General features: G+C 67.9%; 9 protein-coding genes. All 9 read right to left on the bottom strand.

The window, feature by feature from the left end; genetic code table 11:
* Positions 1–46: 46 nt before the first annotated feature.
* Positions 47–3,223, bottom strand: a complete 3,177-nt coding sequence (locus SAZ01S_RS00115; protein ID WP_084578847.1) for an efflux RND transporter permease subunit — start codon at positions 3,221–3,223, stop codon at positions 47–49.
* Positions 3,224–3,338: 115 nt separating this feature from the next.
* Positions 3,339–4,589: an efflux RND transporter periplasmic adaptor subunit gene (locus SAZ01S_RS00110; protein WP_084578845.1), complete on the bottom strand. Its 1,251-nt coding sequence runs from the start codon at positions 4,587–4,589 to the stop codon at positions 3,339–3,341.
* The gene (locus SAZ01S_RS00105) at positions 4,567–4,980 is read right to left on the bottom strand and encodes a hypothetical protein (RefSeq protein ID WP_084578843.1); all 414 of its coding nucleotides are present in this window, start codon (positions 4,978–4,980) and stop codon (positions 4,567–4,569) included. The genes SAZ01S_RS00110 and SAZ01S_RS00105 overlap by 23 nt, the downstream gene beginning before the upstream one ends.
* Before the next feature lie 373 nt (positions 4,981–5,353).
* The gene (locus SAZ01S_RS00100; protein ID WP_084578841.1) at positions 5,354–5,965 is read right to left on the bottom strand and encodes a TetR/AcrR family transcriptional regulator; all 612 of its coding nucleotides are present in this window, start codon (positions 5,963–5,965) and stop codon (positions 5,354–5,356) included.
* A gap of 51 nt (positions 5,966–6,016) precedes the next feature.
* Entirely contained in the window at positions 6,017–7,801 is a 1,785-nt protein-coding gene (locus SAZ01S_RS00095; protein ID WP_084578839.1) for a putative bifunctional diguanylate cyclase/phosphodiesterase, read from the bottom strand.
* Positions 7,798–10,002: an ATP-binding protein gene (locus tag SAZ01S_RS00090; protein WP_245824439.1), complete on the bottom strand. Its 2,205-nt coding sequence runs from the start codon at positions 10,000–10,002 to the stop codon at positions 7,798–7,800. Before SAZ01S_RS00090 ends, SAZ01S_RS00095 begins: the two co-directional genes overlap by 4 nt.
* Positions 10,003–10,155: 153 nt before the next feature.
* Positions 10,156–10,362, bottom strand: coding sequence for a hypothetical protein (locus tag SAZ01S_RS00085; RefSeq protein ID WP_084578835.1), 207 nt, complete (start codon positions 10,360–10,362; stop codon positions 10,156–10,158).
* A gap of 132 nt (positions 10,363–10,494) precedes the next feature.
* Complete coding sequence (locus SAZ01S_RS00080; RefSeq protein WP_084578833.1) at positions 10,495–13,470, bottom strand: TonB-dependent receptor plug domain-containing protein; 2,976 nt, start codon at positions 13,468–13,470, stop codon at positions 10,495–10,497.
* Positions 13,471–13,585: 115 nt separating this feature from the next.
* Positions 13,586–16,606 (bottom strand): glycosyl hydrolase family 28-related protein, encoded by a 3,021-nt coding sequence (locus tag SAZ01S_RS00075; RefSeq protein WP_084578832.1) that lies wholly within the window; start codon positions 16,604–16,606, stop codon positions 13,586–13,588.
* Positions 16,607–16,626 lie beyond the last annotated feature (20 nt).

Genomic DNA, 16,626 nt, shown 5'->3' with positions numbered 1-16,626 from the left:
GCGGAAGGGTGAGGGGGACCAGGGTCGATAGTGGGCCCCACCGCTTTTACTCGGCCGGCTGGAGCTGGTGGTGGTCGCCACCCTGCCCGCGCCGCCGGGCGAGCCGCGCACCCAGCGCGCGGCACACCACGTAGAAGGTCGGCGTGAACAACAGGCCGAAGCCGGTGACGCCCATCATCCCGAAGAACACGGCGGTACCGAGCGCCTGGCGGAGCTCGGAGCCCGCACCGCTCGCGATCAGCAGCGGCACCGCGCCGAGGATGAAGGCGAAGCTGGTCATCAGGATCGGCCGCAACCGGTCCTGCGCCGCCCGCACCGCGGCTTCCACCGGCGACAGGCCGTCGCGGACTTCGGCCTGGTGGGCGAACTCGACCACGAGGATCGCGTTCTTGGCGGCGAGTGCGATCAGCACGACGAGCCCGATCTGCGTCAGCACATTATTGTCCATGCCGCGCAGGTTCACGCCCGCCATCGCCGCCAGCAAACACATCGGCACGATCAGGATGATCGCCAGCGGCAGCGTCAGGCTCTCATATTGCGCTGCCAGCACCAGGAAGACGAACAGCACCGCCAGCGCGAACACCAGCCCTGCCGTGCTGCCCGCCATCTTCTGCTGATAGGCGATGCCGGTCCACTCGCCCGCATAGCCGGCCGGCAGCTGCGCCGAGAGCTTCTCCATCGCGTCGAGCGAGGCACCCGAGCTGTAGCCCGGCGCGGTATCGCCATCGACTTCCACCGCCGGGAACAGGTTGTAGCGCGTCACGCGATACGGGCCCGTCTTGTTCTCGAAGGTCGCGACCGATCCGATCGGCACCATGCCGCCGGCGTCCGAGCGCGTCTTCAAGTTGGCGATGTCGGCCTCGGTCGCCCGGAAGGGCGCGTCGGCCTGCGCGGTCACGCGGTAGGTGCGGCCGAGCATGTTGAAGTCGTTGACGAAGGCCGAGCCGAGATAGACGTTGAGCGCTTCGAACACCCGCTCCGGCGGCACGCCGAGGATCTCGGCCTTGCGGCGGTCGATATCGGCGAAGACGCGCGGCGTCGCGGTGTTGTAGAAGGTGTAGACCTGGTTGAGCCCCGGCGTCTTGTTCGCCTGGCCGATCAGGCCGAAGGCGGTGTTGCCCAGCGCCTGATAGCCGTGCTCGGCGCGGTCCTCGACCATCAGGCGGTAACCGCCGGCCGAACCGATGCCCTGGATGAGCGGCGGCGGGACCACGAGCAGCATCGCCTCGTTGATGTCGGCGGTGCGCTTGCGCGCCTCGGCCATGATGCCGGCGATGTTGACGCCCAGCTTCTTGCGCTCCTCGAAGCTCTGCAGCGGCACGTATGCGGCCGCACTGTTCGGGGCGAGCGTCTGCGAGGGACCGTCAAAACCCGCGAGCATCACCGAGCCCTTTACGCCCGGGATCGGCAGGATGCGCGCGACGACCTTGCGCATCACTTCATCGGTACGTTCGAGCGACGAGCCCGGCGGCAGCTGGATGACGGTGAGGAAGTACCCCTGGTCCTGCGCCGGGATGAAGCCGACCGGCGTCACCCAGAAGGTCGCGACCGTCGCTGCGATCAGGCCGGCATAGACCACCATCATCCGCTTGGGCCGGGTGACCAGCTTGTGGGTGAGGCGGGCATAGCCGTTGCTCATCCGCTCGAAGCCGCGGTTGAAGGCATCCGCCGCCCGGCCGATAGCCCGACCGATCCGACCCTTGGCCTCGCCCTCGTGATGCTTGAGCAGCACCGCGGCAAGCGCTGGGGAGAGCGTCAGCGAGACGAGCAGCGAGATGGCGGTGGCGACCGAGATCGTGACCGCGAACTGCTTGTAGAAGGCGCCCGACAGACCGTTGAGGAACAGGGTCGGCAGGAACACCGCGAACAGCACCAGCACGATCGCGACCAGCGCGCCCGACACTTCGTCCATCGAGGTGCGCGCGGCCTGGAGCGGGGTCATGCCCTGCGCCAGGTTGCGCTCGACATTCTCGACCACGACGATCGCGTCGTCGACGACGATGCCGATGGCGAGCACCAGCCCGAACAGCGAAAGGTTGTTGAGCGAGTAACCGAGCGGCAGCAGCACCGCCATGGTGCCGATCAGCGAGACGGGGATCGCCACCACCGGGATGATCGCCGCCCGCCACTTCTGGAGGAACACGATCACGACGAGGACGACGAGGATCACCGCTTCGCCGAGCGTGTGGTACACCGCGTCGATCGACTGGGCGATGAACTCGGTGGGGTTGTAGATCACGCGATATTCGAGGCCCTTGGGGAAGGTCTTCGAAATCTCGTCCATCTCCGCCTTGATCCGCATCGCGGCGGCGAGCGCGTTGGAGCCCGGGCGCTGGAAGGCGGCCAGGATCACGGTCGGCTTGTTCGAGAGATAGGTGTTGGAGGAATAGTCGGCGGCACCGAGCTCGACGCGCGCGACGTCGCTCACGCGGACCTGGCGGCCCTCGCTATCGGTGCGGATGACGACGCGGCCGAACTCGGCCGGGGTCTTGAGGCGGCCCTGCGTCTCGACGTTGAGCTGGAACGCATTGCCGCTGGGCTGCGAGCCCGGCTGGCCGAGCGTTCCCGCGGCGACCTGGATGTTCTGCCCGCGCAGTGCCTGAACGATGTCGCCCGCGGTGAGGTTCAGCGCAGCGGCGCGGCCGGGATCGATCCACACCCGCATCGCGTAGTCGCGCGCACCGAACATGCGCACATCGCCCACGCCTTCGAGCCGCGCGAGGCGGTCCTTCACCTGGGTCAGGGCATAGTTGGAGATGTAGCTGCGATCGATCGAGTTGTCCGGCGAGATCAGGTTGACGACCATCAGGAAGTCGGGGCTGGTCTTGCGCGTGACGACGCCAAGCCGCTGCACTTCCTCGGGCAGGCGCGGGATCGCGACCGCGACGCGGTTCTGCACCAGCACCTGCGCGGCATCGAGATTGGTGCCGGTCTTGAAGGTGACGGTAATCGTCACATTGCCGTCGCCGGTCGACTGCGACGACTGGTAGAGCATGTCGTCGACGCCGTTGATTTCCTGCTCGATCGGCGCGGCGACGGTTTCAGCCACGGTCTCGGCCGACGCGCCGGGATAGCTGGCCGTCACCGTGACCGTCGGCGGCACGATGTCGGGATATTGCGAGATGGGCAGCGCGAAATAGGCGATGCCGCCCAGGATCGTGATGATGATCGCGATCACCGCCGCGAAGATCGGGCGGGTGATGAAGAAGCGTGAGAGGCGCATGGCCTTCTCCTTTTCCTAGCGGACGCGCGTGCTCGCGCCCGCGTGCGATCACGCGGACGGGCATGCGGAAACTACCTGCCGCCGGGCCTCTGGGGTGCGCCCGGCGGCAGTTCGGTCAGCGGGCGAAGGTCGCCTGGCCCGTGACCGGAGCGGAAACGACGGGCGCGTCGGTCGCGGCGTTCGGCGTGATGGTGCCGGCCTTGGGCTGCACCTTTCCGCCGGGCTGGGCGAACTGGGTGCCGGCGATCACCACCTTGTCCTGGGGCGCGAGGCCCGATCGGACGATGCGGAGGCCGTCGACCACCGGGCCGAGCACCACGGGCTTGGGCACCACGGTGCCGTCGGCGCCGACGGTGAGCACCAGCTTGCGCGCCTGGTCGGTCTGGATCGCGGCGTCGGGCACCAGCAATGCCTGCGCCTTGCCGCCCGCGGCGAGCCGCATGTTGCCGAACATCCCCGGCGTCAGGAACATGTCCTTGTTCGACAGCACCGCGCGACCGCGGATCGTGCCGGACTTGGGATCGAGCCCGTTGTCGGTGAAGTCGATCTGGCCCTTCCAGCGATAATCGCCTTCGTCCTGCAGCCGGATCTCGACCGGGCTCGCGGACGACCCCGCCGCGCGCTTTGCCTTGAGGAACAGGGCTTCCGAGCCGTCGAAGGTGAAGTAGATCGGATCGAGCGCGTTGATCGTGGTGAGCAGCGTACCCCCCTGCCCTTCCCCGGCGGCAACCAGATTGCCGGGATCGACCTTGCGATCGGAGATGCGGCCCGCAATCGGCGCGCGCACCTGGGTGAACTCCACGTCGAGCGCGCGGGCGCGGACCCGGGCCTCCGCCGCGGCGACAGCGGCAGTGGCCGCGCGGACGCGGGCCTGGAGACGTTCGACATCGCTCTTCGACACCGCCTCGACGCTGACCAGCCGCTGGGCGCGGTCGAGGTCGGAGCGGGCGAGCGCCAGATCGCTCTGCGCGCTCGCGACGCCCGCCTTGGCTTCGGCCAGGGCCGCGGTGAACGGACGGGGATCGATCGTGAAGAGGAGCTGGCCCGCCTGCACGATCGCACCGTCCTTGAAGTGGATCGCGGTGACGGCGCCCGAGACCCGCGGCCGCACCTCGACGGTGCGGCTCGCCTCGAAGCGACCGACATATTCATCCCACTCATTGACTTCGCGGGCGAGCGGCGCGGCGACGGTGACGACGGGTGCGGCCGGCGCAGCCACCGCAGGCGCATTGCGCCCGCTCAGGCTGAAGCCGGCGGCGACCACGCCCACCGGCACGACGACCAGCGCCGCCTTCTGCCAGGCGCGCAGGCGCTTGGGCGCCCGTTCGGCCACCGCTTCGCCCTCAATGGGCGTATGCATGTTCATGACGATTCCCCTGATTCATCGCCGCGCGACCACGGCTGATGCTGGTGAGCAGCGTCTCCAGCTGGCCGGGCGTGTAGCCGGCCTCGTGGAAGCGCTGAATTTCGGACTGGGGCACGCGGAAGCCGCGATGCCACGAGAGGACGGCGATGCGGCGCAGCGCCTCGAGCTTGGGATCGGCCAGCCGCGGGTTGCCGCGCTCGCCGCCGAAAATCACGCCGAAGGCGATCGAGAGGCGGCTCGGCGCCTCCAGCGAGGACATGCGATCGCGCTGGGCAATCGCGACGACCTGCCATTCGAGCGCGCTCAGCTTGGTTTCCTCGCGCGGCGTGGCGAGGAAGGCGGGGAGCGCGGCGGCGTTGCCGGCCATGTCGGTGAGATCGAGATATGCCATGTCATTCTCCCTCGGTTGCGCCGGCGGGGAGCAAGGCTCCGCCCTCCCGAAAAGCGCCTGTCGCGGTTCCGGGTGCCGGGATGAATTCAGTTGGTTGCGAGCCATGGATCGCAGCGATAGCTCGCCCCGTCCATCTGCCGTGAGGCAGCGCCCGTTACTACGTTGGTATGAGCGGATAGAGCCTAGGGCTCACCCCGTTTCTTGCGTGCAAGCTGGCGCATGTCCGCGTCTCCGTCTGCCCCGCGACCCCGTGGGGGGCGGCGGATCACTTTCTATACCAGTCGGTATATAAGTCACGCTGCGGCGCGTCAACAGGCTTTTTATACCGGCCGGTATTTTTCCTCGCAAGCGTATTTTGTGAACGCAAAATGAATTATTTGGCGGGCCACATCGACAGGCTGGTCTGCACAAGCCGCTCGAGATCGGCGCAGCTGGTCCCTGCCCCGCCCTGCAGCGCGATACCCTGGATCAGCGCGATGATGTAGGACGTCAGTCCCTCGGGATCGGCATGGTCGGGAAGATCGCCTTCCTGCTTCGCCCGCTCGAAGCGTGCGACGATCGCGCGCTTGGCAGACTCGCCCCGCTTGAGGACCTCCTCGCGAATCGACTCGGCTTCGACGCCGCAGGCGACGGAATTGATCACGCCCATGCAGCCGCGCGGATCGCTGGTATCGCGCTGCCGCTCCAGCGCGCCACGCAGCAGCGCCTCGGCCACGCCCCGCGCCGTCGGCGCTTCGAGCGCGCGGCCGATATAGCACAGTTTCTCGCGCTCGTAGAGCTCCAGCGCCTTGCAGAACAAGGATTCCTTGTTGCCGAACGCGGCATAGAGGCTCGGCCGGGTAATGCCCATCGCCTCGGTGAGATCGGTCAGCGAGGCGCCTTCATATCCCTTGGTCCAGAAGATGCGGAGCGCCGCCGTCAATGCCTCGTCGACATCGAACTCACGGGGACGACCCTTGGCTACGGTACAGGCAGCGGTTTTCATAACGAGCGGTATATAAGCCGCTTGCCCGGCAATTGCCAGTGCGGCGATCCCTTAGCCATGGGCGTGCCGCGGCTCGGCCCGCCCGGCGCGGAGCAGCATGGCAACATCAGCCGCCGGCAAGCCCTGGCTGTACAGAAATCCCTGCACCGACGGGCAGCGCTCGCGCCGGAGATGGTCAAGCTGCTCGGGCGTTTCGACGCCCTCCGCAACGCAGTCCAGCCCGAGCCGGCGCGCGAGATCGAGGATGCTGTGCACGATCGCGGCGGTATCCGAGTCGCTGAGGAGATCGCGGACAAAGGCGCGGTCGATCTTGATCCGGTCGAGCGGGAACCGCCGCAGATAGCCGAGCGACGACCAGCCGGTGCCGAAATCGTCGAGCGACAATGCCACGCCCAGCGCCTTCAGCTCGTTCATGATCCGCAGCGTCGAATCGCCGTCGTCGAGCGTCAGGCTTTCGGTAAGCTCCAGTTCCAGCCATTCGGGCGCCAGGCCCGCCGTCTCCAGCGCCTCGCGTACCGCGCCGACCACGTCGCCGCGATAGAATTGCTGCGCGGACAGGTTCACTGCCACCCGCACCGGCGGCAGCCCCTGCGCCTGCCAGGCGGCCGCCTGGGCGCAGGCGCTGCGCAACGCCCAGCGCCCCACCTCCACCATCAGCCCATGCTCCTCGAGCAGCGGGATGAACAGCGCAGGCGCGATCAGTCCCTGGCTCGGATGCTCCCAGCGGAGCAGCGCCTCAAGGCCGGTCACCACGCCGCTGGCGAGCAGCACCTGCGGCTGATAGTGCAGCACGAACTCGCCGCGTTCGCAGGCGCCGTGGAGATCGTGCGACAGGCTGTGCCACCGCTCGGCAGCGACGCTGAGATCGCGGCTGAACAGCCGGTGGCTGCCCCGCCCGCGCCGCTTCGCCTGATACATCGCCGTGTCCGCAGCCTGCAGCAGCGCCGCGGGATTGTCGCCGTCCCCGGGATAAAGGCTGATGCCGATGGTCGCGCCGACATGCAGCGCGCGGCCCTGGACGAGAAACGGCGCCTCGAGCACCTTCAGCACGCGCGCAGCCAGTTGCTCGGCATCGGTCGGACCGTGCAGCGTGCCCGCAGCGATGACGAACTCGTCGCCGCCCAGCCGCGCCGCGGTATCGGACTCGCGCAGCACCGAGCGCAGCCGCCGCGCGACCTGCTCCAGCAGCTCGTCGCCGGCGAAATGGCCAAGGCTGTCGTTGACCTGCTTGAAACGGTCGAGGTCGAGCAGCAGCACGCCCACCAGCCGCTGGTCGCGGCGCGCCTGCGCGATTGCCTGTTGCAGCCGATCCATCAGCATGGTGCGGTTGGGCAGCCCGGTTAGCGCGTCGTGCAGCGCCATATAGCGCAGCGCCTGCTCGGCGGCGCGGCGCGCATCGACCTCGGCCTCGAGCGCCGCCGCATGTTCGCGCAGCCGCTGCTGCGCCGACCGCAGCGCCAGGTGCGTCCGCACCCGCGCCAGCAGTTCCTCGACCTGGAAGGGCTTGCTGATATAGTCGACGCCGCCCGCCTCGAACGCGGCGACCTTGTCGCGGACATCGGCCAGCGCAGTCATGAACACCACCGGAATATCCCGCGTCGCGCTGTCCGCGCGCAGGCGCCTGCAGACCTCTAGCCCGTCGAGATCGGGCATCATCACATCCAGCAGGATCAGGTCGGGCTGGGCGAAGCGGACCCGCTCGAGCGCCTCGAAGCCACCCAGCGCCACGCGGACCTGGTACCCCTCCGCCTCCAGATGTTCGACGAGCAGGCCGACATTCACGGGATTGTCGTCGACGATCAGGATCGTCGCCGGCGCGGGCGCTTCCTCGCTCATGTCGCATCGATCCGGATGCGTTTCGATTCGATCAGTCGCAGCACCTTCGGAGACTGGTACGCCGCGGCCAGCGCCGCAAGATGCTCCGCAAAGGCGGTGTGCGCCGGATCGCGCTCGGCGATCGCCGCCGCCTCGCGGCGGATCGCGCGCATGTTGCCAGCCCGCGCCAGCGCAAGCAGCGTTTCCAAGGCTTCCGCAGGCGGCGCCACCAGGGCATCGTCCTTGAGCGGCGGTGGCGTCGTGGCGGGCACCGCAAACAGCTGGGCGAGGCACGCACCCAGCGCATCGAGATCGATCGGCTTCGCGAGCAGCTGCACCGCTCCCGCCGCCAGCACCTCCGCCTCGGCTGCGGGGCCGGTCATGCCGGACGTCGCCACCACGGGCACGTCGCGCAGCACCGGATCGGCCTTGAGCCGCCGGATCGCATCGGCGCCGCCCATCACCGGCAACTTCAGGTCCATCAGGATCAGCCGCGGCCAGGCGAGCCGGGCGGCGTTCACCGCAGCCAGCCCGTCCCCCACCCGGGTCACCACCAGGCCGCGGCCTTCCAGATAGGTCTGGAGCATGGCGGCGCTGGCCGGATCGTCCTCCACCACCAGCGCGTGCACGCCCGGCAAGCGCGGTGCAGCCGGCAACGGTCCCTCGAGCTGCTGGCGCACGCCAAGCCCACACTGAATCTCGGCGCGGAAGCGGCTGCCCTCCCCTTCCACGCTCTCGACCGTCAAGGCGCCGCCCATGGCCGAGACGAGCTGGCGCGCGATGCCCAGCCCCAATCCCGTGCCGCCGCCCCGCTGCCTTGCGCCGCCGGCCTGCTCGAACGGCAGGAAGATGCGATCGATCTGGTCGGCGGGGATACCGCTCCCGCTATCGATCACGTCGAGCCGCAGCCGGACTTGCCCTTCGCCCCAGCCGGCGACCGAGACCTCGAGCCGCACTTCGCCCGACGCGGTGAACTTGACGGCGTTGCCGAGCAGGTTGAGCAGCACCTGGCGGATGCGCTTCTCGTCGCCGATCACGTGCGTAGGCACATCGGCCGCCACGGTGGCGGTGAAGGCCAGCCCCTTTTCCTCCGCCCGCAGCCGGATCATCGCCGCCACCTGGTCGATGCAGCCGGCAAGGTCGATCGGCGCGGTGAGGATCTCCAGCTTGCCGGCCTCGATCTTCGACAGATCGAGGATGTCGGTGATCAACGTCAGCAAATGAGTGCCGCTCTGATGAATGGTGCGCGCGGCCTGACGGTGCCGGGGCGCAAGTTCCTCGCGTTCGAGCAGCTGGGCATAGCCGAGAATCGCGTTCAGCGGCGTCCGCAGCTCATGGCTCATATTGGCCAGGAATTCCGATTTCGCGGCGCTGGCCGCCTCGGCCGCGACATGCGCCTCGGCGAGCGCGCGGGCGGCGCGCGCCTGCGCCTGCTGCTCGGCCTCATAGATGCGGCGGACGGCGAGGAAGCGGTGCACCAGCATGCCGGCGGCGACGGCGGTCCAGAGGGCGATCAGCAGCAGATACCATTCCGCCGGGGTGACGAAGATGCCTTCGAACTGGAGCGCCTCGATCGCGGCGCGGAAACGCGTCGCGGCTGCCGGCCCGGCCGTCACGAAATCGATCGCCACGATATGCCGCAGGTCCGGCATGCGCGTGCCCGGCGGCAGGGGGTGGCGTGCGAGCCACCAGGAATCGACCGTGAAGCGCGACAGCGGCAGGGTCAGCAGGTTTTCCCCCGGATGCACGTCGAACTCGACACTGACCGGCATCGACGAGTCGGATTGGTCGGGCCGACTATAGGCGGGATCGAAATTCTTGAGCGTCAGCTTCAGGCGGCCCGGCGTGCCGCGATACGCCAGCCGCACGATGACCTTGTCGAAGCCGGACAGGTCGACCGGCGCAGCCGCATAGCGCAGGCCGTGCCCGCAAAACGGATCGGTCGCGCCAGGCCGCAGCGTGCATTCCCAGGTCAACGGCGCTTTTGGGTCGAACCGGCTGACCGAATGGCCGCCCGTCGCCGCGTCGCTATAGCCATAGGGCAGGAACGCCGCCCCGGCGTCCTGGATCGACCAGCGCGTCGTCGTCAGACTCTCGCGCCCGAGAACCAACACGAACGTGACGACCAGCAGAAAGAACATCGCCGCTTCGAGGCGCAGGTTCGGCCGCGGCGAGGATGCCGATCCGGGCGTCGCACGGCGGAAAGGAAACAGCGTTGGCACCTCGCGACTCCTAGCGGAGCAAGCGAGATACGTCCGTACACTTAATATTTCTCCCCACGAAGCCCCTTCCGCCGAACGGGTCTACGGCGAAGGTCGCGGTGGGGCGATCGGGGGACGCGGCGCGAAGCGCACGCGTCCCCCCCGGTCCACCGCTCAGGGGCGGACGCCGCGCACCCCGTTCAGCACCGCCAGCGCAGCGATGCCGAGGAACGCCGCGCTCGTCCACGGCCGTGCCTTGGCGAAGCTCTTGGCCTTTTCGGTCAGCGGCGCGTCGCCGGAGAAATGGGCGCGGATATCGTCGGTGAGGGCAGTCTTGCCGTTGGACACGGTCTTGGCGGCGTCCTGGGTCGCTTCGGTCATGCTCGTCTCCGTTGCTCGGGGCGCAGCAGTGCGCACGCGCTCTCAACGCCCGTGGTGCCGCCGGTTTCCACGCCAAAACAAAGGTCCCGGCGTTGCCGCCGGGACCAGGAGGATCGTCGGGGGACGAAGCGATCAGAAGTTGACGCGGACGCCGATGCGATAGGTGCGGCCGATCGTGTCATAGAGCGCCGGGTTCACGTCGAGGCCGGTATTGGTCTGCGGCGAGGGCACAGGATCGACATTGAACAGGTTGTCGACCTTGAAATAGCCCTGCACGCCGCTGGTTACCTTGTAGGATCCGCCGACGTCCACATAGAAGGCGCCGGGCATGAAGTTGCGGCTGACCGTGGCGTAGTTCCCGGTCGAAACCGGGCAATTGGTCTGGCAGACGACATACTGGTTGCTGAACACGCCGTCCGAGAACCAGCGCTCCTGCACCATCAGGCTGAACTGGTCGGTGTCGTAGCTCTGGATCGCCAGCCACTTCCACTTCGGGGTCGCACCTGTGTTGGCGCCGGCATTGTTCTGCGTCGCGACCCCGGCGATGCCGGCGCGGACCAGGAACTCGCTGACATGCGTGCCAAGTGCGCGGACGGTGAAATTACCCGGCAGGCCCAGTGGCCGCGCCCAGCGATAGCTCGCCTCGATGTCGACGCCGCTCGTCTTCCAGCTCGCGAGGTTGAACGGCTGGACGTTGATGTAATTCCCGCCCTGCACCGGGCTGTTGAGCACGAAACCGCCGCAGAACGCCTGGTTGCCCTCGAAACAGAAGCGGACGATCTGATCTGCCGAGAGCGTCGACACCACGCCACTCAGCTTGATCGTGTAATAGTCGACCGACAGGCTGAGGCCCGGCAGCCAGCGCGGGTTCGCCAGCGTGATGCCGACTTCCGTGTTGCGGGCGATTTCCGGCTTCAGATTCGGATTGCCGACGGTGTTCTGAAATGCCTGAACCGCGCCGGCCGGCGGGAACGGGTTGGCGAAGTTTGGCAGCGTCGTCACCGTCGGTGCGGCGAACAGTTCGGACAGGTTCGGCGCACGCACGTCACGCGACGTGACGGCGCGCAGGCGGATGCCGTCGATGGGCGTCGACCAGGTGCCGCCGACCTTCCAGGCCCATACCGTGCCCGAGGTGCTGTAATGGGTGTAGCGGGCGGCGGCGTTGAGGTTGGCGCGGCCCAGGCTCTCGCTGTCGAGAAGCGGAAGATTGGCCTCGGCCGAAGCTTCGTAGACGTTGTACTTGCCGCCGCCATTCTTGTAATTGCCGGCCGCCCAGTTGCTGCCCGTCTGCGCATTGAGCAGCGGATCAGCCGGATATGCGGTGCTGTTCGGGCTGGCAGGCAACACACCCGCGCCATAGGGGTCGGCGTTCACCCGGTAGAATTCGCGGCGATACTCGCCGCCGATCGCGAGGCTGAGCGGCCCGGCCCAGAGATCAAGCAAATTGCCCGAAATGTTGGCGCTCACCACGTCCTGGGTCAGCTTGGTGTGCTGGAATGGGCCATTGGCCGGCGTGACATAGGCCAGCGCCGCGGCGGAGGGCGTGAAGCCACCGAACACGTTGATCGGCTGACACCCGGCTGCACGCGCGGCCGCGTCGGCACAGACGATCGCGCCATTGAGGGTGATCGCGTTGGTCGCGGCAACATAGCGGGGCTGCAGCACGATATCGTGCACGTTGATGTCGGAGATGGTGACGCCGTGCTCGTAATAGGCGTCGTAGTTCCACTCGCCGCCGGCCGCCGAGAACTTGCCCTTGGCGCCGAGCACACCGCGATACTGGCGGCGATCGGTATAGACCTGCGGATCGGGGAAAGCGCCGTTGCTGGTGCCGAAGTTGAACGAGGTGATGCCGGCGCTCGCACAGCGGTCGCGGATCAGCTGCGGCAGGAACGGGTTGGCGCACTGTACGGTCAGGTTCGGGCGGTTGTAGCCCGGGCTCGGCTGGTTGTTGGTCTTGACCTGGCCGATGTTGAGCGTGGCGTAAATCTCGTTGCCCGGCGCGATGTCATAGCCGATGCGGGTATAGCCGACGACACGCTGCAGTTTCGAGACGAGCGACGCGCCCGATCCCGGTGCGCCGGTAAGGTCGCCGCCCACGCAGAAGCCGTTGCCCGGGTAGCAGTTGCTCACGCGCCCGTTGCCGAGAGGCTGGCCACCGGAGCCGTAGTTGAAATTGTAGGGCGTGCCGTTCGCGTCGAAGGCGATGCCCTGCAGCGGGCCGTTGTTGATCAGGCCATAACGGGCATATTGGTAAGGCTGCGCATAGTCGCTGTAGACATATTGCGGCGCGCCGCCCGTCTTCACATTGGTGTCCAGCAGCGTGGTCGCCTTGTACCAGTTGCGGCTGCGCGCGAGATCGGTGCCGAAATCGCCCGGCCCGACGCCGCCGTCATGGGCATATTCGCCGCTGACGATCAGGTGCAGCCGGTCGCCCGCGAACGACCGACCCCATGCGCCCTGCGCGAGGATCTGCTTGTTGTCGCCATAGGTGGTGATGCCGCCCTGCAGATTGGCCTTGAAGCCGGTGAAGCGGGTGTCGGTGATGAAGTTCACCACGCCGCCGACCGCGTCCGAGCCGTAGGAGGCGGAGGCGCCGCCGTTCACCACGTCGACGCGCTTGACCAGCAACTGCGGGAACAGGCTGATGTCCGGCACGCCGGTGACGTTGGCGGCGGCGACGCGCTGGCCGTCGAGCAGCGTCAGCGTGCGGATGGTGCCCAGGCCGCGCAGCGAGAAGGAGCTGAGCCCCTGCTGGCCGCTCGACGTGCTGAAGGTGCCGGTCGCGGCACCGGTCGAGCCCTGCAGCGACGGCAGCTGGGCGATGGTGTTGAACAGGTTCGGCTGCGCATTGGCGGCGATCTGCTCCTCGCCGATCACCGTGGTCGGCGTCGGCGCGGTAAAGCCGCTGGCGACGATGCGCGAGCCGGTGACGACGATCTGGTCATTCTGCTCGGTCTGCGCCGCCGTGTCGGCCTGCGGCACGGTGGCGGCCGGCGCCGGTTCGGGGCTGGTCTGGGCATTCGCCGGGCTCGCCAGTCCCATGGCCGCGAGCGCGATCAGGCTCGCGCCACCGCGGCGCAGCTGCGAGGTGAGAATGGCATTCATCCGACGAACCCCTCCAATGTTTTCCGGGCGTTATCCGACCCGTGGTGATGATGGCGCGACGCTAGACCTGCCCGGCGTCGCAGACATCTACGACATAGGTGGTAGACCGCCCGGCTCAGGGCCGGACGGCGTAGAGCGCGTGATGGGTGAGGATGAACAGCGTCCGCCTGCCCTCGCCGCCGAACAGGATCTGCAAGGGCCGCTCCGGCACGTCGATCCGCCCGGTTTCCTTGCCGTCCGCGCTGTAGACGAACACCTGCCCGTTCGCGACATAGACCCGGCCATCGGGTGCCACCGCGACGCTTTCGCCGCCGCGATTGGCGAACGGCTTGAGGTTGGTGAGCGTGCCCGCCGGGCCAACCGTTCCCGTGTAGGTGATGTTCTCCGAGCCATTGGTGACGAACAGCCGCGCGCCCGGCTTGCCGCCGACCAGCCCGTTGGCGTTGAGCGCGTGCGACCAGCGCCAGCCGACATGATCAATCGGCCCCTGCTGCCATACCCGGAAGGCGGGCAACGCCACGCTGCCATCGGGCGAGACATATTCCTGTGCCTTGGGCGCCCCGGCCTCCTGCGCGAACAGTTCGGCCATGGTGGCGAACTGGGTGGTCTGCTGGTTGAGCTGGTCGCGGAATTCGCCGTTCGCCCACCAGTTGACCGGCAGCAGCGTCGTCGCGCTCGCGCCGGGGCGCACCGGCGTAGGCTGAATGCGGGTCAACTGGTCGCGCGGGCCGTCGGGATCGATCGAATAGACCGCGCCCTTCGGCCCCAGCGACGAGAGCACCAGCAGATGTCCCGAGGCGTCGACTGCGAGATTGACCGGGTCGAGCGCATGGTCGCGGAGGATCTCCAGCCCCTTTGCCTCGGTCCAGCGCTGGATGCGCTGGAAGCGGCGATCGATGAAGTAGAGCCGCCCTTGCGCATCCACCGTCGCGCCGGAGATCGAATAGAAGCCGTCCTCCAGCTTCTCGACCTTCGTGGATAGGGGCTTGTCAACCACCTGCCGCTCGACCGCGCCGATATCGAGCCGGGCGAACTCGCGCTCGCGGACGACGCGCTTGCCGGTCACGTCCTGGATGGCGTTGTCGAACGGATATTTGCTCGCGCGCAGGAAGGTGCCGCAACCCTCGTCGTCGCAGGCGGCATAGCCGCTCTCGGCATTGGTGTGGAGGTTGCGGAAGCGGATGTCGGAGGCATTGAACAGCCGCACCGCGCTCGGCGCCGGGTGGTAGCTCCGCGTCACCCGATAGGTGTGATAATTGGCGAACAACAGGTTGCGCGAATTGCGGATTTCGAGCGATACCGCGTCCGGGCCATCGCCCACTTCCTGCTCGGTCTGCGGCGCCAGGAACTCCCAGTTGGCGACATTGTCGAGCACGATCTCGTTGCGGACATGATGCTCGACCGACATCTCGTAGACATGCCCCGGCGTGCTCGTATTGGTCACATAGAAGCCGGCCTGCGCGAAGGTGTTGGGGCTCCACACATCGGTGAAGGTGCCGCCGCCATTGTCGGTCACCCAGATGCTCGGATATTGCGCGTCCCAGCGCCCGTCGGCGACCGGATCGCCGCTGCGGGCCTGCTGGGTGCCGAGCGGCTTGCCGTCCGCGGTGGGGGTGCCGCCGCCGCCCATGATCTTCACGTCCTGCATCAGGCTGTTCGCGCCTGATCGCCACAGCACCGCCGCGGCGCGCGGGTTCACGCGGCCGGTGAACAGTCCGAGGCCGGAGAGGATGTTGTCACCGCCCTGCGGCGTCTCCAGGATCGGGAGCACGCTGCCCAGCCCGGCATGGGCCGGGTTGTTGTCGGGGACGGTCAGCTGGGTGATCGCCGGGTGCAGGCCGATCAGCACGGTATCGGGACGCAGCTTCAGCCGATCGGTCACCTTGTAGAAGCCGATCGGCAGATAGAGCACGCGGTTGCCGTCGATCGCCTTCTGGAGCGCGGCGGTGTCGTCGCTCGTCCCGTCGCCCTTCACGCCCAGCGTGCGAACGTTGACCCATTCGGCCATCGGCGGCAGCGCGCGCACGGCGGGCGCGGGCGCCGCGGGCAGCGCGGCGAGCGGCTGCACTTCCGCCTGCAGGTCGTATTTGCCCATGTCGCCGAGCTTCGGCACCTTCAGGCCATAGGAGAAGGCGCCGACCCTGTACGCCCGCCCCTTCCCCGCCACGGTCTTGCCGCTCTCGCGGAAGCGCGCGAACACCGGGCTGTCGATCGCCACCGCATTGTCGAAGCCCACTTGCGTGAAGACGTTGTTTTCGTTGGAGATCACTACCCCGGCCCGGGACACGCGCTCGAACCGCACGTCCTTGCCATAGAGCGAGTCCGAATAGCCGCGATCGATCTCGATCCCCACCGGCGTGTCGCGGATCGCGACATTGACCAGCGTCAGGTCGACCTCATGCTCGCGGATCGCCGCCTCGCGCTGGCCGTCGAAGGTCGAATCGATCAGCGTGAACTGCCAGGCGGGCGAGGTCTTCTCGGTGACGATGCCGTAGCGCCCGCCCTTGAACGCCACCTTCTCCATCACGTTGCCGGCCTGGTAGACACCGGCAAAGGCAGTGCCGAGCCGGAACTCCATGTGGCTGAGGAACGCATGCTGCGCCATGCGGAAGCGCACGCCCGCCGCGCCCGGGTTGCCGGCCGCGATCTCGATGTCGACATTGCTCATCGACGAATAGAAGGTGCCCGAATTGGCATCGCGGACGATCTTGTCGCGCGGCACCACGGTGGGCACCGGTACCGGCACCTTGCCGACGGCATATTGGTCGTCGCCGCCGAACACGATCATCGTCGAGACGCCCTGCTGGAACCCCGGCGTGTTGGCGCCGAGCAGGATCACCGGCCGCGTCGCGCCGACGCCGTAGACGCGGACACCCGCCGGCACCACCAGCGTGCGGCTGATGCGGTAGCGGCCCGAGGGCAGGAAGACGATGCCGTGGCGGGTCGCGTCGCGCGCATCGTCGAGCGCCTTCTGAATCGCCGCGGTATCGTCGGCCTTGCCGTCGCCGCGCGCCTTTACGGTCACCGCGCGCGGTTCGTCGGGCGCCGTGGGGAAAACCGACGCCTGCTGCGCCCAGGCGGGTGCGGTGAGCGAGGTCGCGACGAGCAATCCGGCCAGCAGGCAGCGCATATCCATCCCCATTCTGTTCTTAGTCC

It is taken from the genome of Sphingomonas azotifigens NBRC 15497 (assembly GCF_002091475.1).
Lineage (GTDB): Bacteria > Pseudomonadota > Alphaproteobacteria > Sphingomonadales > Sphingomonadaceae > Sphingomonas > Sphingomonas azotifigens.
This window is presented reverse-complemented; position numbering and strand designations above follow the sequence as displayed.

Bases quoted from the DNA above. Each gene is read 5' to 3' on its own strand.
- SAZ01S_RS00100 (WP_084578841.1), bottom strand. From the start codon at position 5,965: ATGAAAACCGCTGCCTGTACCGTAGCCAAGGGTCGTCCCCGTGAGTTC.
- SAZ01S_RS00080 (WP_084578833.1), bottom strand. From the start codon at position 13,470: ATGAATGCCATTCTCACCTCGCAGCTGCGCCGCGGTGGCGCGAGCCTG.
- SAZ01S_RS00095 (WP_084578839.1), bottom strand. From the start codon at position 7,801: ATGAGCGAGGAAGCGCCCGCGCCGGCGACGATCCTGATCGTCGACGAC.
- SAZ01S_RS00110 (WP_084578845.1), bottom strand. From the start codon at position 4,589: ATGAACATGCATACGCCCATTGAGGGCGAAGCGGTGGCCGAACGGGCG.
- SAZ01S_RS00115 (WP_084578847.1), bottom strand. From the start codon at position 3,223: ATGCGCCTCTCACGCTTCTTCATCACCCGCCCGATCTTCGCGGCGGTG.
- SAZ01S_RS00075 (WP_084578832.1), bottom strand. From the start codon at position 16,606: ATGGATATGCGCTGCCTGCTGGCCGGATTGCTCGTCGCGACCTCGCTC.
- SAZ01S_RS00105 (WP_084578843.1), bottom strand. From the start codon at position 4,980: ATGGCATATCTCGATCTCACCGACATGGCCGGCAACGCCGCCGCGCTC.
- SAZ01S_RS00085 (WP_084578835.1), bottom strand. From the start codon at position 10,362: ATGACCGAAGCGACCCAGGACGCCGCCAAGACCGTGTCCAACGGCAAG.